Genomic DNA, 24,625 nt, shown 5'->3' with positions numbered 1-24,625 from the left:
CTGCATGCTTGAGGCAACACGGAACAGCAATCGTGATGCTTTCAACTTGCCTTCAACTCGCTGCCAGCCGGCGCAGGATTTGCGCCACCAGATCGTTCTGCATGTCGCGCAGCAACATATCTTCCTCCGCCTCCTTGGCCAGTGCAAGGCTTTCGTCATAGCTCAGGTCGCGGCTTTGCAGCAGTTCCACCACGCTGGCATCGCTGGCGAGGCCGGCGCTGCGGCCGTCGCGCAGGCGGTAGCGCACGCGCAGGCGCAGTTGCAGTTCGCGCACGCTGCCGGTGGCCGACTGGCTGAGGATCGAGCGTTCGTGCTGTTCGCCCAGCAACTCGAAGATCCGCTCGGCCTGGTCCGGCGTGGCGGGCGGGCGCAGCACGGTCACGCCACTGTCCTGCAGTGCGCGCTGCAGCTGGCGCGCCAGCGGCGAATCCTCGGCGGCCTGGAAGTAGACCGAGTGGAATGGAATGCTGGCCTGGCCGCGCAGCTTGAAACCGCAGGCACTGAGGCCGCCCAGCGCCAGTGTGCCCAGGGCGGCGCCAGCGGCCGCGTGCAGGAATGAACGCCGTTGCATGCGAATGGGCACTTTCTCCAGATTTTCTCCGGACTGTCTACAGGAGGATCGGGCCGCCAGCTTACACCACGATGTTGATCAGCTTCCTGGGCACCACGATGATCTTCCTGGGCGCGGCTCCCGCGGCTTGCCGCGCAAAGGCTTCGGTGGCCAGCGCGGCGGCCTCGATGGCGGCCTTGTCGGCATCGGCCGGCACGGTGATGGCACCGCGCAGTTTGCCGTTGATCTGCAGCATGTACTCGATCTCGTCCTGCTCTAGGGCCTTGGCATCGGCCTGTGGCCACGGCGCATCGAGCAGGCCGCCGAAGACGCTCTCATAGCCCAGGGCGTGCCACAGCGCGTGGCCGACGTGCGGCGTGGCCGGATAGAGCACGCGCAGCAGGATGCCGAAGGATTCGGCCACCGCGGTGCGTTCGGCCTCGCTGCAGGCATCACCCTCGGGCTTGAAGCCTTCGAGCGCGTTGAGCATCTTCATCGCGCCGGACACCACGGTGTTGTATTGCATGCGTTGGTAGTCGAAATCGACTTGCCCGAGCACGGTGTGAATCTCCAGCCGCAGTGCCTTGGCGGCCTTGCCGAAGGTGGCCGTGGGCGCGGCGGTTTTGTCCAGTGCCGCGATGGCGCTGCCGAAGCCGCCTTCGGCCAGCTTGGCGCCAAAGCCCCAGACGCGGCGCAGAAAGCGGTAGCTGCCCTCGACGGCGGCGTCGTTCCACTCCAGCGTCAGCTCGGGCGGCGCGGTGAACATGGTGTAGAGGCGCGCGGTGTCGGCGCCATAGCGGGCGATCAGCTCCTGCGGGTCGACGCCGTTGTTCTTGGACTTGGACATGGTGCCCACGCCCTCGTAGTCGATGGGCGTGTCCACCGGCAGCAGGCCGTCGCCGCTGTCGACGGCAACCTTGAGCCGGGCGCCGATGATCTTGCCACCTTCGTCCGTGACGTTCTCCACGTCCTTGGGCCAGAAGTAGTCCTTGCCGCCCTTGGCGGTGCGGCGGCTGTAGATGTGGTTGAGCACCATGCCCTGCGTGAGCAGGCGGGTGAAGGGCTCGTCGATCTTGACCAGGCCACGGGCTTCGGAATCTCCGGGGCCCTTCACCCGGATATCGCGCATCACCTTGGTCCAGAAACGCGCATACAGCAAGTGCAGGATGGCGTGCTCGATGCCGCCGATGTACTGGTCCATCGGCATCCAGTAGTCGGCACCGCCATCGGCCATCTGCTCGGCGTTGTGCGGGTCACAGTAGCGGATGAAGTACCAGGACGAATCGACGAAGGTGTCCATGGTGTCGGTCTCGCGCCGCGCGGGCTTGCCGCAGCACGGGCAGACCACGCCGGCATGGAAGGCCGCGCTCTTGACCAGCGGGTTGCCGGAGCCATCGGGCACGAGGTCCTCGGGCAGCACCACCGGCAAGTCCTTTTCGGGCACTGGCTGCGGGCCGCAATCCTCGCAGTGGATGATGGGGATGGGCGTGCCCCAGTAGCGCTGGCGCGAGATGCCCCAGTCGCGCAGGCGCCAGGTGGTCTGCTTCTCGCCCAGGCCTTTGGCGGCCAGCAGTTCGGCCACCTTCTCCAGCGCGTCCTTGTAGGTCAGGCCGTCCAGCACGTTCGAATTCACGCACACCGAGCGCTGCTTGTCGCCATACCACTCCTGCCAGGCGTCGGCGGAGAAGGTCTCGCCTTCCACCGCGATGACTTGCTGGATCGGCAGACCGTATTTCTTCGCAAACGCAAAGTCGCGCTCGTCGTGCGCGGGCACGCCCATCACGGCGCCGTCACCATAGCTCATCAGCACGTAGTTGCCGACCCAGACCGCGATCTGCTCCCCGGTCAGCGGGTGCGTGACGAAGAGGCCGGTGGGCAGGCCTTCCTTCTCCTTGGTGGCGAGTTCGGCCTCGGTGTTGCCACCCTTCTTGCATTCGGCGATGAAGGCGGCGAGCCGCGCGTTGCCGGCGGCGGCGTGCGCGGCCAGCGGGTGCTCGGGCGCGACGGCGCAGAAGGTCACGCCGAAGATGGTGTCCGGCCGTGTCGTGAAGACGTAGAGGCGGCCATCCTGGATCAACTGGCCATTGGCGTCCTGGATGTCGTGCGTGAACGCAAAGCGCACGCCGCTGGACTTGCCGATCCAGTTCTCCTGCATCAGCCGCACCTTGTCGGGCCAGCCATCGAGCGTGGCCTTGTCGTTGCCGATCTGCACGTGGTCGAGCAGCTCCTGCGCGTAATCGGTGATCTTCAGGTAGTAGCCGGGGATTTCGCGCTTCTCGACCAGCGCGCCGGTGCGCCAGCCGCGCCCGTCGATGACCTGCTCGTTGGCCAGCACGGTCTGGTCGACGGGATCCCAGTTGACCACCTGGGTCTTGCGGTAGGCGATGCCTTTTTCCAGCATCTTCAAAAACAGCCACTGGTTCCAGCGGTAATACTCCGGCTGGCAGGTGGCGATCTCGCGGCTCCAGTCGATCGCCAGGCCCATGGCCTGCATCTGGCCCTTCATGTAGGCGATGTTCTCGTAGGTCCACTTTGCCGGTGGCACCTTGTTCTTGAGCGCCGCGTTCTCGGCCGGCAGGCCGAAGGCGTCCCAGCCCATCGGCATCAGCACGTTGTGGCCCTTCATACGCAAGGACCGCGTGAGCATGTCGTTGATGGTGTAGTTGCGCACATGGCCCATGTGCAGCTTGCCGCTGGGGTAGGGCAGCATGGAGCAGGCGTAGTACTTGGGCTTGCCCGCGTCCTCGCTGACGCGGTAGGCGTCGGACGCGTTCCAGTGGGCCTGGGCAGCGGCTTCCACCGCGGAGTGATCGTATTTTTCTTGCATGGCAAAGCTGGGGGAAGGCAGGAGGCTGCCGGCAGCGACCGCTGCGGGCGAACGCATCATTTTATCTGCATGGTTCGCTGCGACAGGCCCGAGGCCCTGCCTGGCGGTCCTCGGCCTGCCTTGGCGTCTTTCGGTGCGGTGATGCACCGCAAGAGCGCGTCGGTACGGGGTGCTGCACGGTTTCGGTGACTGGTCGTGGTTTCCAGGGCCTGGCGGCAGGCTGGCACGCAAGCTGCTTTACGAAACTTGTCCGATCGGTCAAGTTTCACGGCCTCGCCGTGCAGGAGCGCGTCATGTCTTCCCATATCGTCCTCACTTCCCATCCGCAGACGCAGCGCAATGCGCTGACAGGCACGCAGATTCACTGGGGCGCTTCCACCGCCGCCGAGCGCGGGCCCATCATCGCGAGCCTCACGACCCCGGCACAGCGCAACGCCATCGGCTCGCACTCGGGCGCGTATGCGGTGTACCGGGCGCTGGCCATTGCGGCCGGACGCCTGCAGGCGGATCACCGCCCGGACCTGACGGACACCAGCCCGGCGGCGGCCATCGGCCCGCACCCGCAGTGGCGGGATGCCCAACGCATCGTCTCGATGGACCCCTGGGGCCATCTGGTGGCCGCGGAATTTGCCGAGCGCATCGCCGCCGGCGAGGATATCCGCCCCACCATTGCCGTGACCAAGGCGCACATCAACATGCCCGAGCTGCTGGGCGCCATCGCGGCCGGGCGCCTCACGCCGGATGGCGACATCCTGAACGCCAATGGCGATGTGAAGGTGACCAAGGCGGCCATCGACCCGGTCTGGTACCTGCCGGGCGTGGCCGAGCGCTTCCAGATCAAGGAGAGCGCGCTGCGCCGTGCGCTGTTCGAGCAGACCGCCGGCATGTTCCCCGAACTGGTCACGCGCCCGGATCTGAAGGTGTTCCTGCCACCCATCGGCGGCATGACGCTGTATCTGTTCGGCGATGTGGCGCAACTGGGCAGGCCCGAAACCCGCGTGGCCTGCCGCCTGCACGACGAATGCAATGGCTCGGACGTGTTCGGCTCCGACATCTGCACCTGCCGCCCGTATCTGGCGCATGGCATCGAGGTCTGCATCGAGATGGCGCAGCAGGGCGGCGTGGGGCTGGTGGTCTACAACCGCAAGGAAGGCCGCGCGCTGGGCGAGGTGACCAAGTTCCTGGTCTACAACGCACGCAAGCGCCAGCAGGGCGGCGACCGTGCCGAAACCTACTTCGCCCGCACCGAATGCGTGGCCGGCGTGCAGGACATGCGCTTCCAGGAGCTGATGCCCGACGTGTTCCACTGGCTGGGCATCACCCGCATCGACCGCTGGGCCTCGATGAGCAACATGAAGCACGACGCGCTGGTGCAGCAAGGCATCGAGGTGGTCGAGCGGGTGCCGATTCCCGATGCGTTGATTCCCGCCGATGCGCGCGTCGAGATGGATGCCAAGGTGGCGGCCGGCTATTTCTCCAGTTGGGTGCCCGATGCGAACGAACTGGCGCAGGCCAAGGGCCGCGGGCTGAACGAGTGAGGGAGCAGACATGAACGATACCGAAGAGACCGTGACCCCCGGTACCACCGATGTGCCAGCCGATGCCGGCCAGGGTTGGCACACGCCGGTTCCAGCCGGCCATGCCGCACTGGGCCTGCTCGATGCCGCGGCGGTGCGCCGGCATGCGGCGGCGCTGATGGCGCGCATCGAGGCGGGCGAATCCGAACACTTCACCTGGCAGAGCGAGCGCCTGCTGCCCACCGCGCAGTACGTGGCCGAGACCATCCGCCACAACTACCCCGATTTGCAGGTGCCCTACCACAGCCGCTGGCGGCATTTCGAGGCTGGCGGGGTCGATCGCTGGGCGGCTCTGGCCGCCAGGGCCGGTCTGCAGGCCATGGAGGATGCCGATCGGCTCGAACGTGCCCGCGTGCGCATCGACCTGGTGATCCCCTCGGTGCTGCTCGATGCCGGCGCCGGCCCCGACTGGCGCTACCATGATGCCGCGACCGGCCAGACACTGGCGCGCTCCGAAGGCCTGGGCGTGGCCAGCCTGCAGCTCTTCACCGAAGGCGCGTTTTCGGCCGACCCCGCTCGCGCGCCGCTGCGCAGCGATGGTGTGGCGCTGGTGGCCATCACGCCCGAGCGCATCGCGCGGACCTTCCAGGTCGGCGCGGCCAATCCGTTGGTGGGGCTGGCTGGGCGGGCCGAACTGCTGCGCCGCCTGGGCGAGGTGATGCAGGCCACACCGGCGGTGTTCGGCCAGCCGGCGCGGCTGGGCCATCTGCTGGACTACCTGCTCGCGCGCATCCCGGCTGGCAGCCGCCAGATCGACGCCAGCGAGGTGCTGCGCACGCTGCTGCTGGCGCTGGGGCCGGTGTGGCCCGGCCGCGTGGCGCTGGACGGCGTGTCGTTGGGCGATTGCTGGGTGCACCCGGGGGCGCCGCAGGGCCTGATGCCGTTTCACAAGCTCACGCAGTGGCTGACCTATTCGCTGCTGGAGGCGCTGGAGGACGCGGGGCTGGAGGTCACCGGGCTCGATGCGCTCACCGGTCTGCCGGAATACCGCAACGGCGGCCTGCTGCTGGACATGGGCCTGCTGGCCGCGCGCGATGCTGATTTTCACCAGCGCCCGCTGCGCGTCGATGATCCGGCGGTGATCGAGTGGCGCGCCGCCACCGTGGTCGCGCTCGACCACATTGCCGCGCTGGTGCGCAGCGAACTGGGCCTTTCGGCCGAGGCGTTTCCGCTGGCGCGGGTGCTCGAGGGCGGCACCTGGTCCGCGGGCCGGCGCATCGCCGCGCAGAAGCGCCAGGGCGGCGGGCCGCCAGTATCCATCGACAGCGATGGCACGGTGTTCTGAGTGCCGTCTTGACCGTCATTGCGACCGGCATCGCCACGAATCGTTTCCTCTCCTCTCCATCCCACCCCACCCTGACCCGGGAGCATGCCATGACCCTTGCCTTCCAACTGGTTGACCACCCGCTGATGCAGCACAAGCTGAGTTACCTGCGCATGGCCGAAACCACCACCGACACCTTCCGGCGATTGGTGCGCGAGATTGCCGCGATGCTGGCCTACGAAGTCACGCGCGACCTGCCGACCGAGCCGATCCGCGTGACCACGCCGGTGGCCGAATGCGAGACACCCGTCATCAGTGGCAAGAAGCTGTGCCTGGTCTCCATCCTGCGGGCCGGCAACGGCATGCTCGACGGCATGATCGATTTGCTGCCAGCCGCACGCGTTGGCCATGTCGGCCTGTTCCGCGACCCGACCACGCTTGAGCCCATCGAGTACTACTTCAAGGTGCCCGATGACATCGGCGATCGCCTGGTGATCGTGGTCGATCCGATGCTGGCGACCGGCAATTCCGCCGTGGCCGCGCTCACCCGCCTCAAGCAGGCGGGGGTGACGACCCTCAAGCTGGTGTGCCTGCTCGGCTCGCCCGAAGGGGTACGCGCGGTTCAGCAGGCCCACCCGGATGTGCCGATCACGCTGGCCGGGCTCGACAGTCACCTCGACGAGCATGGCTACATCGTGCCGGGCCTGGGCGATGCGGGCGATCGCATCTTCGGCACGCGTTGAGCGGCTGCGCCATGCCTGCCAATGCCGCTGCGCGCAAGGGACGCATCCGCGCGGCCAACGAAGCCGGCATCCTGCGCGCGGCCGCGCAGGTGTTCGCGCGCGAGGGCTACGCCGGCGCCAGCATGGCGCAGATTGCCCGGCAGGCCGACCTGCCCAAGGCCAACCTGCACTACTACTTCGGCAGCAAGGAATTGCTTTACCAGCGGGTGCTGCAGGGCATCCTGGAGATCTGGCTGGCAGGGCTGGAAGTCATTGTGCCCGAGACCGAGCCGCGCGCGGCGCTGCTGGCCTACGTCGATCACAAGATGCGGCTGGCCGCCGAGCAGCCGGAAGCCTCGCGCCTGTTCGCCGCCGAGCTGCTGCAGGGTGGCCCGCACCTGGACGCGTACTTTCGCGGCGCCATGCGCGCGCTGGTGCAGGCCAAGGCTGCCGTCATCGACGGCTGGATCGCCCAGGGGCGCATCGCGCCGCTCGACAGCACGCACCTGTTCTTCTCGATCTGGGCGCTGACGCAGACCTATGCCGATTTCGAGGTGCAGGTGGCCGCCGTGCTGGGCCTGCAACGCCGCGAGCGCCTCGATGCCGCCGCCTGGCAGCGTGCCACCGCGCATGTGCGCCAGGTGGTGCTGCGCAGTTGCGGCCTGCAAGATGAGGCGCCGCCGCCATGACACCCGCGGAAACCCGCCGCGCCTCAGGCGGACCGAAGCTGGCACGCGATTCGCATGTGCCCCAGCTTGCCGCCTCCGGCCCTGTGAGCAGGAGCCGGGGCCCGCTTTGCTCCACCCCCTTCCGTCACCCTGAAAGGACCTTCGTCATGACCTTCCTTACCCGCCGCACGGCCGTGGCCGCCCTGGCCGCTGCCGCCCTTTTTGCATCGCTTGCCACCCCCGCGCTGGCACAGGACAAGATCAAGGTCGCCGCTGCCTATACCGTGCCGTTCGAGCAGCAGTGGGTCAGCCGCATCCACCTCGCGCTGCAGGCCGCGCAGGAGCGCGGCGAGATCGACTATGTGGCCACCGAGAACATTGCCAACGCCGACTACGAGCGCGTGGTGCGCGAATACGCCAATGCCGGCCACCAGCTGATCTTCGGTGAGGCCTTCGCGGTCGAGACGGTGGCGCGCCGCGTGGCCAAGGACTTTCCCAAGACCGCCTTCGTGATGGGCTCGTCGGGCAAGCCGCAGGCGCCCAACTTCAGCACCTTTGACAACTACATCCAGGAGCCGGCCTACCTGACCGGGTTGATCGCAGGCGGGATGACCAAGTCCGGCAAGATCGGCCTGGTCGGCGGCTTTCCGATCCCGGAGGTCAACCGCCTGATGAACGCCTTCATCGCCGGTGTCAAGGAAGTCCGGCCCGACGCCCAGTTCACCATCACCTTCATCAACAGCTGGTTCGATCCGCCCAAGGCCAAAGAAGCCGCCTTCGCGATGATCGACGGTGGCGCCGACGTGCTCTACGCCGAGCGCTTTGGCGTCAGCGACGCGGCCAAGGAGCGCGGCGTGCTGGCGATCGGCAATGTCGTCAACACGCAGGACCAGTACCCCGAGACGGTGGTGGCCTCGGCCATCTGGCACTACGAGCCGACTGCCGCGGAGGCCATCGCACGCGTCAAGGCCGGCACCTTCGAGGCCGAGGAGTATGGCCCGTTCTCGATGATGAAGCACCAGGGCTCGTCGCTGGCGCCGCTGGGCACTTTCGAGGATAAGGTGCCCGCCGAGATCAAGGAGAAGGTGGCGGCGCGCCAGGCCGAGATCCTGGCCGGCACCTTCACGGTCGAGATCAACGACGCCCAACCCAAGCCATGACGCATGCCCCGTGCGGTTGCGCCGCCCCCACCCCTTCTCCCGCTGCGCGGGAAGGGAGGTGCCGCCAGCGGTCTGGCAAAGCCCGTTGCGCTTCGGTCACTGGTCCTGGCATGCGCCCATTGCATGCGATGCGCCTGGTGTGCTGCGAATGGGCGTTGAAAAGAGGCACGGAATGGACATGATGAATTCCACGGCCGCGCCAGTGCTGCGCCTGACGGGTATCAGCAAGCGCTTCGGCAGCGTGCAGGCCAATCAGGACATCAGCCTGCAACTGCATGCTGGCGAGGTGCTGGCGCTGCTGGGCGAGAACGGCGCGGGCAAATCCACGCTGATGTCCATCCTGTTCGGCCATTACGTGGCCGATACCGGCACCATCGAAGCCTTCGGCCAGCCGCTGCCACCGGGCAACCCGCGGGCTGCGCTGGCCGCGGGCATCGGCATGGTGCACCAGCACTTTGCGTTGGCCGACAACCTCAGCGTGCTCGACAACGTGGTGCTTGGCACCGAGCCGTTGCTGGCGCCGCAATCGAAACGCCGTGCCGCGCGCGACAAGCTGCTGGCGGTGGCCGCGCAGTTCGGCCTGCCGGTCGCGCCCGAGGCACGTGTGGCCGACCTGGGCGTGGGCGAGCGCCAGCGCGTCGAGATCCTCAAGGCGCTGTATCGCGGTGCGCGCATCCTGATCCTCGACGAACCGACTGCGGTGCTGACGCCGCAGGAGAGCGAGGCGCTGTTCGACACGCTGCAGCAGATGGTCGCGCAAGGCCTCGCCATCGTCTTCATCAGCCACAAGCTGGCCGAGGTGCTGCGCGTCTCGCACCGCATTGCCGTGCTGCGCGGCGGCAAGCTGGTGGCCGAGATGCCGGCCGCGGGCGCCACGCAGATGCAACTGGCCAGCGCCATGGTGGGCCACCCTGTCACGGCAGGGGTGCGCCAACCCACCCGGCAGGTGGGTGAGACCGTTTGCACGCTGGCGGGCGTGCACACGGCCGACGGTTTGCAGGGCGTCGGCCTGGCGCTGCGCGCCGGTGAGATCGTTGCCGTCGCCGGCGTCTCCGGCAATGGCCAGGGAGCGCTGGCGGCGCTGCTGTGCGGGACCACTGCCGCCAGCCGCGGCGAGGCCCAACTGCTGGGCCAGCCCTTGCGCACCCACCCGGCCTGGCTGGTGCGCCACGGCGTCGCGCGCATCCCGGAGGACCGCCATGGCACCGGCGTGGTCGGCGATCTGCCGGTGTGGGAAAACGCCATCGCCGAGCGCCTGCATGCCGGCCCCGGCCCACTCAAGCGTTGGGGTTTCGTGCGGCGCGGCGCGGCGCGCAGCGAGGCCGCGCGCATTGCCAAGGCGTTCGACGTGCGCGGCGGTGGGCTGGACGTGCCAGCGCGCTCGCTCTCGGGCGGCAACATGCAAAAATTGATTCTGGGCCGCGTGCTGGCCGCCACCGGTGCGGATGGCCAGCCGCAGCGCCCGCGCCTGATCGTCGCCCACCAGCCGACCTGGGGGCTGGACATCGGCGCCGTCACCTATGTGCAGCAGCAGTTGCTGGCCGCGCGCGATGCCGGTGCCGCGGTGTTGCTGATCTCCGATGACCTTGATGAAGTCATGCTGCTGGGCGACCGCATCGCGGTGATGCACGCCGGCCATCTGACCGAAGCCTTGCCGGCCGGGGCGTGGACGCGGGACACCATCGGCCTGGCGATGGCGGGCAGCCACGCGCCTGCCACCGCCGCGCCCAGCGTTGAAAGGGTGGGCGCATGAGGCTGGAGAAACGCAATAGCCCCTCGCGCGCCGCGATGGCGGTGGCGCCGCTGCTGGCGATCATGTTCACGCTGCTGGTGGCGGCGTTGCTGGTGCTGTGGGCCGGCAAGCCCGTGGGACAGACCTTTGCATTGCTGCTGCAAGGCGGCTTCGGTTCGAAGTTCGCCTGGAGCGAGACGCTCACGCGCGCCATCCCGCTGATGCTGACTGGTTTGGCGGTGGCGGTGGCGTTTCGTGCGCGGCTGTTCAACATCGGCGCCGAAGGGCAGCTCTATGCCGGGGCGCTGGCGGCCGTCGCGGTGGGCGGCCTGCATGGTGGCAGCGGGCTGGCGCTGTCGCCCTGGCTGCTGTTTCCGCTGATGATGCTGGCCGCCGCGCTGGCCGGTGCCGTGCTGCTGCTCGGGCCCGCCTTGCTGAAAGCCCGGCTGGGCGTCGATGAGGTGGTGACCACGCTGCTGCTCAACTTCATCGTGCTGCTGGCCGTCTCGGCGCTGCTCGATGGCGCGATGAAAGACCCGATGGGCATGGGCTGGCCGCAGACCGTCGCCTTACAGCCGGAACTGGAGCTGGCGCGTCTGCTGACGGGCACGCGGCTGCATACCGGGCTGCTGTGGGGAGTGGGCCTGGCGCTGCTGCTGTGGCTGTTGCTCGAGCGCAGCGTGCTGGGCTTCGATATCCGCGCCACCGGCGCCAATGCGCGCGCGGCGGCATTTGCTGGCGTCGGCACGCTGCGCACGGTGGTTTGGGCGGCGCTGATCTCGGGCGCGCTGGCGGGCCTGGCCGGCGCCGTCGAGGTGGCCGGCCGCACCGGCTACGTGACGCTGGATCTGTCGCCCGGCTTTGGCTACACCGGCATCGTCATCGCCATGCTGGCCGGCCTGCGCCCGCCCGGCGTGGTGCTGGCGGCGATTTTCGTGGCCGGCGTGCAGGTCGGCGCCGACAGCATGAGCCGCGCCGTTGGCGTGCCCACCTACATCGCCGACGTGATCGTCGCGGTGGCCTTGCTGGCGGTGCTGGTGGCGGGCTTGCTGACGCAGTACCGCTTTTGTTTTGGCAGGACAGCGTAGATGGCCGCAAGCAAACAGCCACAAGGCCTGTCACGTGCGAACCAACGTGGCATGGCTCTCTCCTCCCCCCTCTGTCGGGCTGAGCATCGCAGGGCCGGGCGGAAAAAGAACCTTCGGCTGTCTGAGCGGGGCTTTCCGAAGGAAAGTGCAGCGAGTTTCCGAAGGTTCCCGCCCGGACCGAGAAGCGCAAGGCATCCCGCGAAGCGGGACCCGACGATGGGGTCGCCTTTCTTTGCCTGCTTTCTTTGGCGAAGCAAAGAAAGCAGGTGGCCACCCGGGCGCACATCCCGGCCTCGGACCTCAGCCAAACCACCAACGCTCAGGTTTGGAGACAACCCATGCAAGAACTGATCGACACCCTCATCAGCCTGCCATTCTGGGTGGCGGTATTGCGCATCGCCACGCCGCTGATCCTGGGCACACTGGGCGTGCTGCTGTGCGAGCGCGCTGGCGTGCTCAACCTGGGCATCGAAGGCATCATGGTCGCCGGCGCCTTCGTCGGCTGGCTCACCGTGTATGCCGGCCACGGCCTGTGGACCGGCGTGCTGGCCGCTGCACTGACCGGTGCCGTTCTCGGCCTGCTGCATGCGGCGCTGACCGTCGGCCTGGCGCTGTCGCAGCACGTCGTGGGCCTGGGCATCACCATGCTGGCGACGTCGTTGGCGTACTACACCTACCGCGTGCAGCTCCCGCGCGTCGATACGCCACCCACCATCACGCCCTTCGCGGCCATGGACTGGCTGCCGATTCCGGTGCTGAATGCGCAAACGCCCTTGACGCTGCTGGCGCTGCTGCTGGTGCCGCTGCTGGCCTATGGGCTGATGCGCACGCCACTGGGGCTGGCAGTGCGCATGGTGGGCGAGAGCCCGCAGGCGGCTGAAAGCCAGGGCATTCCGGTGGCGTGGGTGCGCACCGGCGCCATCGTGGCCGGCTCGGCGTTAATGGGTGTCGCTGGCGCTTTCCTGACCCTGGCGGCGTTCAATGCGTTTTTCTTCAACATGGTCAACGGCCGCGGCTGGATCTGCGTGGCGCTGGTGGTATTCGCCTCGTGGCGGCCCGGCAAGGCCTTGCTGGGCGCGCTGCTCTTTGCCTTCTTCGATGCATTGCAACTGCGCCTGCAGCAAGGCAGCGGCGGCGGGTTGCTGCCCTACCAGCTCTACCTGATGCTGCCGTATATCCTCTCCATCGTCGCACTGGTGGTGATGGCGCGCCGCGCCAGCTACCCGCAGGCCTTGATGAAACCCTACCGCAAGGGGGAGCGATGATAGCGACATCCCCCGGGCGGCTGCACCGCTTCCGCCTTCTTTCACTGCGCGCCAAGGAGCGTTGAAATGTTCGAATTGATCCTCCGAAACGTGAACCTGCCCGATGGTCGCACTGGCCAGGACGTGGCCGTACAGGATGGCACCATCGCCGCCATCGAGCCCGCATTGCAGGCCGAGGCCGCCGAGCAGGCCGACGCCAGCGGGCTGCTGCTTGCGCCGCCGTTCGTCGACGTGCACTTCCACATGGATTCGACGCTCAGCTACGGCCTGCCGCGCGTCAACCAGAGCGGCACGCTGCTCGAAGGCATTGCGCTGTGGGGTGAGCTCAAGCCGCTGCTGACGCAAGACGCCATCATCGAGCGCGCGCTGGCGTACTGCGACTGGGCAGCGGCGCGCGGGCTGCTGGCGATTCGCAGCCATGTGGACGTGTGCGATCCACGCCTGCTGGCGACCGAGGCGCTGCTGCACGTCAAGGAGCGCGTCAAGCCCTACATCGACCTGCAACTCGTTGCCTTCCCGCAGGACGGCCTGCTGCGCAGCCCCGGCGCCAAGGCCAACCTGATTCGCGCTCTCGACATGGGCGTGGACGTGGTCGGCGGCATCCCGCATTTCGAACGCACCATGGCAGACGGCGCCGAGAGCGTGCGCTGGCTGTGCGAGCTGGCGGCCGAGCGCGGCCTGCGCGTGGACATGCACTGCGACGAAAGCGACGACCCGCTCAGCCGCCACATCGAAAGCCTGGCCTATGAAGCGCAGCGCCTGGGTCTGCAGGGCCGCATCGCCGGCTCGCACCTGACCTCGATGCACAGCATGGACAACTACTACGTCTCCAAGCTGCTGCCGTTGATGAGGGAGGCAGGCGTCGCGGCGATTGCCAATCCGCTCATCAACATCACCTTGCAAGGCCGCCACGATACGTATCCGAAACGCCGCGGCATGACGCGCGTACCTGAGCTGCTGGCGGCCGGCATTCCAGTCGCCTTTGGCCAGGACTGTGTGATGGACCCGTGGTACAGCCTCGGCAGCGGCGACATGCTCGAAGTCGCCCACATGGGCCTGCACGTGGCACAGATGACCAGCCAGGCGGCGATGCGCCAGTGCTTCGAGGCGGTCACCACCACGCCAGCAGCCATCATGGGCCTGCAGGGCTACGGGGTGGAAGTCGGCGCCAAGGCCGACTTCGTGCTGCTGCAGGCGCGCGATCCGGTCGAGGCGATCCGCCTGCGCGCGACGCGGTTGAAGGTCTGGAAGGCGGGCAAGCTGATCGCCAGCACGCCCGCGCCGGTGGCCAGCCTGCACCTGCCCGGCCGGCCGGGCAGCGTCTCGCCGCTGGCCGGCTGACCGGCCCTGGCTGCATTCGGCACCTGCCGTGGAGGGCTGCCCTATACTTTCGGCCTTGCCCTTTTCCCGCTTGCAGATTTCCCGTTTGCAGACAGTCTATCGATGCTCGACCTCTCCACCGATTTCCCTACTCTGTCGCCCGGTCCAGGCCCGGCGGTCGGGGAAGCTGGCGCGCCTTTGCAATGGCGCCTGATGGGGCTGGCCGATCTGGATGCCGTGATGGTGCTGGAGCAGGCCAGCCACAGCCATCCATGGACGCGCGGCAATTTCAGCGATTCGCTCAAGGGCGGTTTCCACATTCCGCTGCTGCTGCGCGGTGATGTGCTGCTGGGTTATTTCGTCGCCATGCCCGGCGTGGACGAGGTGCACCTGCTCAACGTCACGGTTGCGCCGGGGCTGCGCCGCCAGGGGCTGGGCCGCGTGCTGATGGCCGCGCTGGAATGGTGGGCGCGGCGCCTGCCGGCCCTGCAGATCTGGCTGGAGGTGCGGCGCAGCAATGGGGCGGCGCAGGCACTGTATCGCGACATTGGTTACGAGGAGGTGGCGTGGCGGCGCAACTATTACCCGCTCGATGGTCAACAGCGTGAGGATGCACTGGTGATGCGCAAGCTGCTGCCATATGACGCACCTGATGACGTACCTGATGCGTATCAGGCACAAGTGGGGGCTGGCACATGAGTCATCCAGCGAGCGTGTCGGCCGGCCTGGAACTGGACGAGCGGCGTCAGGCCATGCTCAAGGCCATGGGCGTGGAGCTGTGGTGGCAGCCGCGACCACTCAACCCTCTCAAAGGAGAGCCTAAAGGGGTAACTGCGGCGGCATTGCCCCAGACGGCCGCGGGCCCGGTGACGCCCACTCCCGTCGCGGCGGAGCAGGCACCGGTTCCCGCTCCGGCAACCCGTCAGGTCGAACCGGTGCCGGCGCCAGAACCAACGCTGGCTTGGACCCCCGCACAACCACCTTCATCGGCTCCTGCCCCGCGCGCCCCGCAGATCGCCGCGCCGCAAGGCGCCGTCCAGGGTCTGGCCGATGCCGCTCCCAGCTGGCATCTGGCGCCCGCGCAGGCGCTCTATGCCGCCGCCGGGGACAGTGCGGCGGAGTCGGCCGGCGGCAATTGGCTGCTGGTGGTTGACGACCCCGCCGAGCTGGGCGATGACGCAGAGCAGGCGCGCCGCCTGCTCGACAACATGCTGCGCGCCATGGGCCTGTATGGACAGTCCCGGATCTGGTGCAGCTGGACACGCAAGGCGCCTGCCGATGGCCTGGCCAGCGTGATGGCGACCGAGCTGATCGCGCAGGTGACACCTGCCGTGGTGCTGGTGATGGGACGGGCGTCGGCGCAGCAACTGCTGCAGACCCGTGAGCCACTGGGGGTGCTGCGGCGGGCCCGGCACCAGCTCGGCAGCCTGCCGGTGGTGGTGACCTACAGCCCCAACTACCTGCTGCGCGCCGCACATGCCAAGGCAGGCGCCTGGCAGGACCTGCAACGCGCCATGGCGCTGCTGGGTGGTTCGGCGGCCGGCTGAGGCGCCGGCGAAATACCGTTGGCTGGCACCGGAAACCTGTGCCACTTGACGCCGCGTGCGCTGTGCTGGTGCGATAATCGCCGCTCTCATGTGGTGCGCAGGAGCGCGCCACGATGGCATGCGATGGCCTCAAAGAGCAATGGCAACGGGGCCGCACCCCACGCCATCCCCTATCAGCCATGCGTTTTCAGCAGGAGCAATCACCATGGAAGCTGACCCGAGTCGGTCGCTTTCAGCGCCCGGGCAGTAATGCGAGCGGGGGCTGAAAGCACACCCAGATCCCCCGTTTTCTTGCAAACTTCGCCACTCAGGAGCGCGTTTCATGCTCAACGTGTTTACATTGGTCAATGGTCGGCTCGTGCAGAAGGAAATCGACACCCTGCACGATCTCACCCAGTTCCAGCCTGTCTGGGTCGACATGGAGTCGCCCACCCCCGAGGAGAAGTTCTGGGTCAAGCAACACTTCTCGCTGCTCATTCCCGACGATGCGGTCGATGACGACATCGAGGAGTCGGCCCGCTTCTACGAGGAAGACAACGGCGAGTTGCACATCCGCAGCGACTTCCTGATCGAGGACGACAATCCGCGCTACGTGCGGGTGGCCTTCATCATGAATCTGCAGAACCCGAACCTGCGCAGCCACAACGTGCTGTTCTCCATCCGCGAGGAGGATGTGCCGGTGTTCCGCCTTTTTCGCCTGCGCGCGCGCCGCGTGCCGGGGCTGATCGAGGATTGCAAGGAAGTGCTGCTGAGCCTCTTCGACACCGATGCCGAATACTCGGCCGACGCGCTCGAGACCATCTACGACGAGCTTGACTCGGCCAGCCAGCGCATCCTCTCGGGTGAGGTCAATGACGAGCAGGCCGGCGAGGTGCTGGGCAGCATCGCCCGGCACGAGGATTTGAACGGCAAGATCCGCCGCAACATGATGGACACGCGCCGCGCCGTCAGCTTTCTGATGCGCAGCAAGATCCTCAGTGCCGAGCAGTTCGAGGATGCGCGCCAGATCCTGCGCGACATCGAGTCGCTGGACAGCCACACGGCCTTTCTGTTTGAAAAGATCAACTTCCTGATGGATGCCACCGTCGGTTTCATCAACATCAACCAGAACAAGATCATCAAGCTGTTCTCGGTGGCCAGCGTGGCCTTGCTGCCGCCGACGCTGATTGCCAGCATCTACGGCATGAACTTCAAGTTCATGCCGGAGGTGGACTGGGCCTATGGCTACCCGTATGCACTCGGGCTGATGCTGGCCAGCGCGGCCATCCCGATGATCTACTTCCGCCGCAAGGGCTGGCTCAAGTAAGCAGGGCTGGCTCCATGACGGCAAAGGGCTGCGCATTGCGCAGCCCTTTGTCTTCTGCGGCGGCCCGCGCCCCCCCCCGCGCACGGGCGGCTGGCTTGGGCTCAGGCCTTGAGCCGCTCGAGCGCTTCCTGATACTTGGCAGCTGTCTTCTCGATGACCTCGCGCGGCAGGCGCGGCGCCGGTGGCGTCTTGTCCCAAGGCTGACCGTTGATGCGCACTTGCTCGAGCCAGTCGCGCACGAACTGCTTGTCGTAGCTGGGCGGGTTCTGGCCGGCGCGGAACGCGGCCTCGTAGCCTTCCACCGGCCAGTAGCGCGAGCTGTCGGGCGTGAGCACCTCGTCCATCAGCGTCAGCGTGCCATTCTCGTCCAGCCCGAACTCGAACTTGGTATCGGCAATGATCATACCCTTGGTCTGGGCGAACATGGCCGCCTTCTTGTAGAGCGCAATGCTGATGTCGCGGATCTGTGCGGCCAGTTCGTCGCCGACGATCTCCACCGTCTTCTCGAAGCTGATGTTCTCGTCGTGCTCGCCCATCTCGGCCTTGGCAGCCGGCGTGTAGATCGGCTCGGGCAGGCGCGCGGCGTTGCTCAGTCCCGCCGGCAGCGGCACGCCGCAGACCGATTGGCTCTGCTGGTATTCCTTCCAGCCGCTGCCGGCCAGGTAGCCGCGCACCACTGCCTCGATCGGGATGGGCTTGAGGCGCTTGACCAGCATCGAGCGCCCCTTGATCTGGGCCTTTTCGGCCTCGGTGACGACGCTCTCGGGTGCATCGCCGGTCAGGTGGTTGGGGCAGATGCCGGTGAGCTTGTCGAACCAGAACAGCGCCATTTGCGTGAGCAGCACGCCCTTGCCGGGGATGGGCTCGCCCATGATGACATCGAATGCCGAGATGCGGTCGCTGGCCACCATCAGGATGCGGTCTTCGCCAACGGCGTAGTTGTCGCGCACCTTGCCCCGCGCCAGCAGGGGAAGAGAGGTCAGGGAAGAAGTGTGAAGGGCGGTGGTCATGGCGGTGGCAGGAAATGAAAGGCACGAATGCTGCTGGCGCCCGCCGGCAGCATCCACCATTGTGCCCAAAATTCACCCCCGTTTGGAATTGCCTGACAAAGCCGGCACAGGGCTTGCGGTTGGGCTTGCGCAAAGCCCGGGGCCAGCGCATAGTGGTTCCGCCGGTTACCGCATTCGGCGGCCCTGCAGGGCCAGGCGCCAAGTGGCCTGTCGCGGGTGGCCGGCGTGGCGTCTGCGGTCCGCTGTCATCTGTCATGCCAGCGGCGCGGACATCCGATCCATGGCGCGTGACAAGGAGATGGGTATATGAATCTGACAATCAGCGGACATCATCTGGAAGTGACCCCGGCGCTGCGTGACTACGTCACCAGCAAGATGGCCCGGGTGGCCAAGCGGTTCGACCAGGTCATCGATGTGCGGGTGCTGCTGTCGCTGGAAAATACCAAGGAAAAGGAGAGCCGCCAAAGTGCCGAGTGCACCATGCTGCTCAAGGGCGGCGACATCCATGTCAAGACCACCCACGAGGATTTGTACGCTGCCGTCGATGAGTTGATCGACAAGCTCGACCGCCAGGTCGTCAAGCACAAGGACAAGCTCAAGGAGCACGACTACGAGGCCCACAAGAAGACCCTGTCGGCCTGAACAAGGCACCGCGCCGATGCGGCGCGGTGGTGCACACCATGCCAGCCACATGCTGTGGGCTGGCATTTTTCATGCAGAAAACCGCAATCTTGCGGAACATCCTCGAAAATACGGCTTTTCAAGCGTGCCAGCCGCCCACACGTGCATAATCAACGCCCAGTTATGAACCGTTTAGCATCCATTCTTCCGCAGCAGCAGGTGCTGGTGAACGTCGAGGTCACCAGCAAGAAGAGGGCATTCGAGGAAGCCGGGCTTTTGTTCGAGAGCCTGCATGGCCTCTCCCGCGCCGTGGTGACGGACAGCCTGTTCGCGCGCGAGCGTCTTGGTTCGACGGGTCTGGGCCATCGGGTGGCCATTCCGCATGGCCGCATCAAGGGCCTGCGCACGCCCATGGCGGCGGTGTTCCAGCTGGCGCAGCCCATCGGCTTCGATGCGCCCGACGAGCTGCCCGTCAGCTTCATGATCTTTTTGCTGGTGCCCGAGGCGGCTACCGAAAAGCACCTGGAGATCCTCTCCGAGATCGCCGAACTGCTCAGCAACGCCCCTCTGCGCGAAGCCCTGATCCACTGCACGGACGCTCAGACGCTGCATTCGATGATCGCCGAATGGCAATCAGCGCAGCCCCAGCCGCTCGAGACCTGAGCAGGCCCTGGATGAGAGGCGGGCGCCGCATGAGCAACACCGTCAGTGCCCAGCTGCTTTTCGACGAATTCAGCACCATGCTGCAATGGCGCTGGGTGGCCGGGCGGGACGCCTATGCGCGCCGTTTCGATGAGAACGCCCTGCGCTCGGCGCGCGCTGGTGCCGATCTGGTTGGCTACCTCAACTACATCCATCCGTTTCGTGCCCAGGTGCTCGGCGAGCGCGAAATCGCCTACCTGACCAATTCCACCGCCGAGGACTGCCGCCGCCGCATCGCCCGGATCACCACGCTGGAGCCGCCGCTGCTGGTGCTGGCCGATGGCCAGCAGGCACCGGGGCAACTGATCGATTTGTGCGAAAGCGCGCAAATCCCGATGTTCGCCACCGACGAACCATCGGCCTATGTGATCGATGTGCTGCGCAGCTATCTGTTCAAGCTGTTCGCCGCCAGCACCACCATGCATGGTGTCTTCATGGACATCCTGGGCATCGGCGTGCTGATCACCGGCGAGTCCGGCCTGGGCAAGAGCGAACTGGGACTGGAGCTGATCTCGCGCGGCCATGGTCTGGTGGCCGACGACATTGTCGACATCGTGCAGATCAACCAGAACGCCCTGGAGGGCAAATGCCCCGAGCTGCTGCAGAACCTGCTGGAGGTGCGTGGCATCGGCTTGCTCGACATCCGGACGATCTTCGGCGAGACGGCGGTGCGCCGGCGCATGCGGCTGCGGCTGATCGTGCATCTGGTGCGGCGCGAGACGCTCGAGCGCGACTACGAGCGCCTGCCGCACGAGCCATTGACCGAGAACGTGCTGGGCGTGCCGGTGCGCAAGGCCATCATCCAGGTGATGGCCGGCCGCAACATCGCCGTGCTGGTCGAGGCGGCGGTGCGCAACTACATCCTGCAAGTGCGTGGCATCGACACCTACCGCGAATTCACCGAGCGCCAGCGCCAGGCCATGGCGCGTGCCACGGCGCCCCCGAACGGTGCTCCTTCAGACTCCGCGTTCGACTGAGCGGCGTCCCGCCATGCGCCAATGTGCGATGGCGCGCAGCACCAGTTGCATGCTCAGTGCCACGGCGATGGCCAGCAGGCTGCCCTGCCACAGGTTCAGTGCGGGCCAGGCCAGCGCCAGCACCAGGAAGAATGCCGTGAAAGAGCCCAGGCCACGTGTCATGCCATGGAACATGGCGACCACCTGTGCGCTGCCCTGGAAGGCGTGTGTGAACACGGCCAGGGTCAGGCTGACGATCGGAAAAGCCGCCAGCATGCCGCTCCAGACCGCGCCGAGCATGCTGGCCGCGCCGGTCACCGCCAGCGTCAGCAAGGTTGCCGTGAGCATGCGATAGGGCAGGTCGCGGATGCTGCGCGTGGGCGCCCGCGTCGAGGCAGGCACGCGCGGCTGCAAGGCCGGCAGGATCAGCAGCGCGAGCAGTGCCGCCAGCGTGGCAGCCCAGGGCGCCTGCGGCAGCCGCGTCATCGCTGCCGCCGCCAGGAACCAGATCACCAGCCCGATTGCCAGCGTCCCCGGCCACGGCCACCGCAGGCTTGCCCAGGCATAGGCCGTGCCATAGGCCAGCAGGCAGACGACGGCATAGAGTGCGGCGGTGGCGGCCTGGGCGCCAAACGCCAGGCCTTGCTCGGCGGCAATGAAGATCACGATGGGGCCGCCGACAATCGGGCAACCGCCCAGCAGTCCGGCCAGTGCCGACCCCCAGCGGCGGCCCGCCAGCGTGATGCCGGCAATGCACAGTGGCACCAGCGTGAGTTTGAGCAGCAGCAACATGATGGCGCGATGGGCCTGGGATGGGAATGGGGCCGGGGCACGCAGGCGCGCGCCGACAGGAAGGCCGGTCAGGTGATTGCTGCTGGGGGAGAGGTGTTGCCGCGAGGGCCCCTAAGGGCGCTTCGGGCGGATGGCTGGCGCGTTGCTGGCTGGGGCCGCAACCTCAGCCCTTGCTGTTGACCTCGGGGCAGGTGCCATAGATGGTGATGGCATGGTCGTGCACGACCCAGCCACGCTCCTCGGCGATCTGACGCAGGCGCTTTTCGATCTCCGCGTCATAGAACTCCTCGACCTTGCCGGTCGCGGTGCAGACCATGTGGTCGTGCGGCTGGCCTTCGTTGAGTTCGTAGATCGCCTTGCCGCTCTCGAAGTTGCGGCGGTCGAGAATGCCGGCCTGCTCGAACTGGGTGAGCACGCGGTAGACGGTGGCCAAGCCGATGTCCGAACGCTCGTCGAGCAGGATGCGGTACACGTCTTCGGCCGTCATGTGGCGCTGCTTGGCTCGCTGGAAAATCTCCAGGATCTTGAGTCGGGGCAAAGTGGCTTTGAGCCCGGTGCTTTTGAGTTCCTCGATATTGTTGGTCATGCCAAATCCTGTCAGCAATTAAGGCCATTGCCGGCCCTCAATGGCAGGGATGCTGCCGCTACAATGCATGCATCATATCCTCTCTGGTCAAAGATTTCCCAGCAATGATTCAAACTTCTACGCGTGGCCCGGCCACTCTGGCGGCGGCAGTGATTGTTGCGTTGCTGGCCGGTTGCAGCAGCTTCAATCGGACCAGCCATCAGTTGGTTGATGCGATCACGCCCTATCAGGTCGAGGTCGTGCAAGGCAACTTCGTCTCGCGTGAACAGGTCGAGGCCCTGCATCCTGGCATGTCGCGCGAGCAGGTGCGCGATATCCTCGGTACGCCACTGGTCACCAGCCTGTTTCACGCCGACCGTTGGGACTATGTGTTCTCGATGCGGCGCAAGGGCCGGGACATCGAAACCAAGCGCCTGACGGTGTACTTCAGCGGCTTCGTGCTCGAATGTGTCGAGGGCGACGAAATGCCGGCCGAAACCGAGTTCGTGGCCCAACTCGGTTCGCGCAACGCCAAGCCGCGCGTTCCCAAGCTCGAGGCCTCGCCCGAGCAGCTTGAGCGCTATGCGCCCAAGCCGGATGAGGGCGGTGCGACGGCTGCGGCAGCCGCCGAGCCGGCGCCGCGCCCGGCCGGCAGCTACCCACCGCTCGAGCGCTGAACGGCTGTCTGAGACCTGTGGGTGCCCCGGTTGCATGCACAGAGGTCTCCTTGGTGAGAGCCGCTGCCTTCTGTCCGCTCGTGCGCCATTTCCCCGTTTCCCACCCATTGACACCACCATGACCGATTCCGTCCTGAACATTGCCATTGCCGGTGCGAACGGCCGCATGGGCCGCATGCTGATCGAGGCCGTGCTGGACAACCCCGCGCTGCGCCTCTCGGGGGCGTTCGACCGGTCTGGCAGCGCCATGCTGGGTCAGGACGCTGGCGCATTCCTCGGCAAGACCAGCAGCGTAGCCATTACCGACGATGTGGCGCACGGTCTGCAGGGCGCTGATGTGCTGATCGACTTCACCCGTCCGGATGGCACGCTCGAACACCTGCAGGTCTGCGCGGAACTGGGCGTCAAGGCGGTGATCGGCACCACCGGTTTCGATGCGGCGCAGAAGGCGCAGATCGCCGGCTTTGCCCAGCGCCATGCCATCGTGTTCTCGCCGAACATGAGCGTGGGTGTCAATGTCACTTTCAAGCTGCTGGAGATGGCCGCCAAGGCGCTCTCCACCGGCTACGACATCGAGATCATCGAGGCGCACCACCGTCACAAGGTCGATGCGCCCTCGGGCACGGCACTCAAGATGGGCGAGATCATCGCCGGGGCGCTGGGCCGCGATCTCAAGGACTGCGCGGTCTATGAGCGCTACGGTCACACCGGCGAGCGCGACCCGTCCTCGATCGGTTTCGCCACCATCCGCGGCGGCGACATCGTGGGCGATCACACGGTGATGTTCGCCGGCACCGGCGAGCGCATCGAGATCAGCCACAAATCGTCGAGCCGGGCCGGCTACGCCCAGGGCAGCCTGCGCGCCGCCGCCTTCCTGGCCAGCCGCGAGAGCGGCCTGTACGACATGTTCGACGTGCTGGGCCTGCGCTGAACAGGTTCTAACGGCCGCCGCCGCTGTCCGTCCCCTCGACCGGGCTGTCCGTGGCGGGCGGGTGCGCTGGGGTGGAGATGCCATTCGCGACCATGGCCGGAGCCGCGGGTCGACTCGCCTCGGGTGGAGCGGCTTTCAGAATGCGCACGAACACCAGGTGCATGGCGATGGCCACCACGATGAACAGCAGCGAAATGCCCAGCGCGATCCAGGTGCCCGGATGGTTCCAGAGGGCGGTCGTCATCTGCGCACCCTGGTTCAGGCCGCAACCGCTTGGGTGAACTGCACCAGTTCGTCGAGCTTGCGCCTGGCTTTGCCACTGTCGATGGCCTCGCGCGCCAGCGCTATGCCCTCGGCGATGTCGCGGACGCGATTGGCCGCGTAGAGTGCGCCTCCGGCGTTGAGCACCACGATGTCGCGCGCCGGCCCGCTGGCGCCTTCGAGCACGTCAATGAGCATCCGGCGTGACTGCTCCGGCGACTCGGCGCGAATGGTGCGGGTGCTGGCCATGGCCAGTCCGAAGTCCTCGGGGTGGATCTCGTATTCGCGGATCTGGCCATCCTTGAGTTCGCCCACCAGCGTCGAGCTGCCCAGGCTGATCTCGTCGAGGCCATCCTTGCCGTGGACCACCAGTGCATGGCTGGCGCCCAGGCGTTCGAGCGCGCGCACCTGGATGCCGACCAGGTCCGGATGGAAGACGCCCATCAGGATGTTGGGCGCACCGGCCGGATTGGTGAGCGGGCCCAGGATGTTGAAGATGCTGCGCACGCCCATCTCCTTGCGGATCGGCGCGACATTTTTCATGGCCGGATGGTGATTGGGGGCGAACATGAATCCGATGCCGGTGGCCTCGATGCTCTCGGCGATCTGCGCTGGCGCGAGGTTGATGTTGACACCCAGCGCTTCCATCACATCGGCGCTGCCGCTCTTGCTCGAGACACTGCGTCCGCCATGCTTGCTGACTTTGGCGCCAGCCGCGGCGATGACGAAGGTGGCGCAGGTCGAGATGTTGAAGCTGTGCGCGCCGTCGCCGCCGGTGCCGACCACATCGACCAGGTTGGCCGGGTCGGCCACCGTCACCTTGTTGGAGAGTTCGCGCATCACCGAGGCGGCGGCAGTGATCTCGCCGATGGTCTCCTTCTTGACGCGCAGACCCGTGACGATGGCCGCCGTCATCAGTGGTGAGATCTCGCCGTTCATGATCAGCCGCATCAGGTGCAGCATTTCATCGTGGAAGATCTCGCGGTGTTCGATGGTGCGTTGCAGGGCTTCCTGGGGTGTGATCGGCATGGCATTCGGCGCGGCCGCGGCTGGCGGCCGCCAGGGCAGATGAAGGGACGGGTAC

At 66.7% G+C, this 24,625-nt stretch carries 24 protein-coding genes; 17 read left to right on the top strand and 7 right to left on the bottom strand.

The genetic code is table 11. The features are described from left to right. Positions 1 to 52: 52 nt before the first annotated feature. On the bottom strand, positions 53 to 571 hold the full coding sequence (locus EV687_RS09235; protein WP_122230524.1) for an LPS-assembly lipoprotein LptE: 519 nt from the start codon (positions 569 to 571) through the stop codon (positions 53 to 55). 61 nt (positions 572 to 632) lie between these two features. Continuing rightward, positions 633 to 3,377 carry a leucine--tRNA ligase gene (gene leuS / locus EV687_RS09230; protein WP_122230627.1) on the bottom strand — a complete coding sequence of 915 codons (2,745 nt, stop codon included), beginning with the start codon at positions 3,375 to 3,377 and terminating at the stop codon, positions 633 to 635. A gap of 293 nt (positions 3,378 to 3,670) precedes the next feature. On the opposite strand from leuS, the gene EV687_RS09225 reads away from it, so the two are divergent. From EV687_RS09225 to corA, 12 genes are all read left to right on the top strand, one after another. Beyond that, complete coding sequence (locus EV687_RS09225; protein ID WP_122230526.1) at positions 3,671 to 4,915, top strand: GTP cyclohydrolase II; 1,245 nt, start codon at positions 3,671 to 3,673, stop codon at positions 4,913 to 4,915. A gap of 10 nt (positions 4,916 to 4,925) precedes the next feature. After that, a complete protein-coding gene (locus EV687_RS09220; protein WP_122230528.1) occupies positions 4,926 to 6,239 on the top strand; it encodes a DUF1688 family protein in 1,314 nt (437 codons plus the stop codon). An 89-nt stretch (positions 6,240 to 6,328) separates the two neighbouring features. Beyond that, complete coding sequence (gene upp / locus EV687_RS09215) at positions 6,329 to 6,961, top strand: uracil phosphoribosyltransferase (protein WP_122230530.1); 633 nt, start codon at positions 6,329 to 6,331, stop codon at positions 6,959 to 6,961. Positions 6,962 to 6,972: 11 nt separating this feature from the next. Further along, the gene (locus EV687_RS09210; protein WP_122230532.1) at positions 6,973 to 7,629 is read left to right on the top strand and encodes a TetR/AcrR family transcriptional regulator; all 657 of its coding nucleotides are present in this window, start codon (positions 6,973 to 6,975) and stop codon (positions 7,627 to 7,629) included. Positions 7,630 to 7,775: 146 nt separating this feature from the next. Further along, positions 7,776 to 8,768, top strand: a complete 993-nt coding sequence (locus EV687_RS09205; RefSeq protein ID WP_122230534.1) for a BMP family protein — start codon at positions 7,776 to 7,778, stop codon at positions 8,766 to 8,768. 181 nt (positions 8,769 to 8,949) lie between these two features. Beyond that, positions 8,950 to 10,521 carry an ABC transporter ATP-binding protein gene (locus tag EV687_RS09200; protein WP_122230628.1) on the top strand — a complete coding sequence of 524 codons (1,572 nt, stop codon included), beginning with the start codon at positions 8,950 to 8,952 and terminating at the stop codon, positions 10,519 to 10,521. Beyond that, positions 10,518 to 11,588, top strand: coding sequence for an ABC transporter permease (locus EV687_RS09195; protein WP_122230536.1), 1,071 nt, complete (start codon positions 10,518 to 10,520; stop codon positions 11,586 to 11,588). The genes EV687_RS09200 and EV687_RS09195 overlap by 4 nt, the downstream gene beginning before the upstream one ends. Before the next feature lie 338 nt (positions 11,589 to 11,926). After that, positions 11,927 to 12,853, top strand: coding sequence for an ABC transporter permease (locus tag EV687_RS09190; protein ID WP_122230538.1), 927 nt, complete (start codon positions 11,927 to 11,929; stop codon positions 12,851 to 12,853). Positions 12,854 to 12,919: 66 nt separating this feature from the next. Next, the gene (locus tag EV687_RS09185) at positions 12,920 to 14,194 is read left to right on the top strand and encodes an amidohydrolase family protein (RefSeq protein ID WP_122230540.1); all 1,275 of its coding nucleotides are present in this window, start codon (positions 12,920 to 12,922) and stop codon (positions 14,192 to 14,194) included. Between the two features lie 102 nt (positions 14,195 to 14,296). Continuing rightward, positions 14,297 to 14,872: a ribosomal protein S18-alanine N-acetyltransferase gene (gene rimI, locus EV687_RS09180; RefSeq protein WP_242612558.1), complete on the top strand. Its 576-nt coding sequence runs from the start codon at positions 14,297 to 14,299 to the stop codon at positions 14,870 to 14,872. Beyond that, entirely contained in the window at positions 14,869 to 15,720 is an 852-nt protein-coding gene (locus EV687_RS09175) for a uracil-DNA glycosylase family protein (protein WP_122230544.1), read from the top strand. Before rimI ends, EV687_RS09175 begins: the two co-directional genes overlap by 4 nt. A 322-nt stretch (positions 15,721 to 16,042) precedes the next feature. Continuing rightward, positions 16,043 to 17,026, top strand: coding sequence for a magnesium/cobalt transporter CorA (corA, locus tag EV687_RS09170; RefSeq protein ID WP_122230546.1), 984 nt, complete (start codon positions 16,043 to 16,045; stop codon positions 17,024 to 17,026). Between the two features lie 101 nt (positions 17,027 to 17,127). On the opposite strand, the gene EV687_RS09165 is transcribed toward corA, so the two are convergent. Beyond that, a complete protein-coding gene (locus EV687_RS09165) occupies positions 17,128 to 18,036 on the bottom strand; it encodes a phosphoribosylaminoimidazolesuccinocarboxamide synthase (RefSeq protein ID WP_122230629.1) in 909 nt (302 codons plus the stop codon). Between the two features lie 306 nt (positions 18,037 to 18,342). Between EV687_RS09165 and hpf the strand changes: the two genes are divergently transcribed. From hpf to hprK, 3 genes are all read left to right on the top strand, one after another. Next, entirely contained in the window at positions 18,343 to 18,678 is a 336-nt protein-coding gene (gene hpf / locus EV687_RS09160; protein ID WP_122230548.1) for a ribosome hibernation-promoting factor, HPF/YfiA family, read from the top strand. 162 nt (positions 18,679 to 18,840) lie between these two features. Beyond that, complete coding sequence (locus tag EV687_RS09155; RefSeq protein ID WP_122230550.1) at positions 18,841 to 19,320, top strand: PTS sugar transporter subunit IIA; 480 nt, start codon at positions 18,841 to 18,843, stop codon at positions 19,318 to 19,320. Between the two features lie 29 nt (positions 19,321 to 19,349). Then, positions 19,350 to 20,336, top strand: a complete 987-nt coding sequence (gene hprK, locus EV687_RS09150; RefSeq protein ID WP_122230552.1) for an HPr(Ser) kinase/phosphatase — start codon at positions 19,350 to 19,352, stop codon at positions 20,334 to 20,336. Here the strand turns inward: hprK and EV687_RS09145 are convergent. Further along, on the bottom strand, positions 20,316 to 21,107 hold the full coding sequence (locus EV687_RS09145; RefSeq protein WP_122230554.1) for a hypothetical protein: 792 nt from the start codon (positions 21,105 to 21,107) through the stop codon (positions 20,316 to 20,318). The two genes, hprK and EV687_RS09145, sit on opposite strands and share 21 nt — an antisense overlap. A 163-nt stretch (positions 21,108 to 21,270) precedes the next feature. After that, complete coding sequence (gene fur / locus EV687_RS09140) at positions 21,271 to 21,693, bottom strand: ferric iron uptake transcriptional regulator (RefSeq protein WP_122230556.1); 423 nt, start codon at positions 21,691 to 21,693, stop codon at positions 21,271 to 21,273. 104 nt (positions 21,694 to 21,797) lie between these two features. On the opposite strand from fur, the gene EV687_RS09135 reads away from it, so the two are divergent. After that, entirely contained in the window at positions 21,798 to 22,349 is a 552-nt protein-coding gene (locus EV687_RS09135) for an outer membrane protein assembly factor BamE (RefSeq protein ID WP_122230558.1), read from the top strand. 118 nt (positions 22,350 to 22,467) lie between these two features. Beyond that, positions 22,468 to 23,280 carry a 4-hydroxy-tetrahydrodipicolinate reductase gene (gene dapB, locus EV687_RS09130; RefSeq protein WP_122230560.1) on the top strand — a complete coding sequence of 271 codons (813 nt, stop codon included), beginning with the start codon at positions 22,468 to 22,470 and terminating at the stop codon, positions 23,278 to 23,280. A 7-nt stretch (positions 23,281 to 23,287) separates the two neighbouring features. Here the strand turns inward: dapB and EV687_RS09125 are convergent, their stop codons facing one another. Next, the gene (locus EV687_RS09125) at positions 23,288 to 23,524 is read right to left on the bottom strand and encodes a hypothetical protein (RefSeq protein WP_122230563.1); all 237 of its coding nucleotides are present in this window, start codon (positions 23,522 to 23,524) and stop codon (positions 23,288 to 23,290) included. A 14-nt stretch (positions 23,525 to 23,538) separates the two neighbouring features. Next, complete coding sequence (trpD, locus tag EV687_RS09120; RefSeq protein WP_122230565.1) at positions 23,539 to 24,570, bottom strand: anthranilate phosphoribosyltransferase; 1,032 nt, start codon at positions 24,568 to 24,570, stop codon at positions 23,539 to 23,541. Positions 24,571 to 24,625: the final 55 nt, after the last annotated feature.

Origin of the sequence: Corticibacter populi, assembly GCF_004217315.1 — a bacterium.
Lineage (GTDB): Bacteria > Pseudomonadota > Gammaproteobacteria > Burkholderiales > Burkholderiaceae_C > Lampropedia > Lampropedia populi.
The sequence above is the reverse complement of the archived record's forward strand: the minus strand, read 5'-3'. Positions and strand labels throughout refer to the sequence as shown.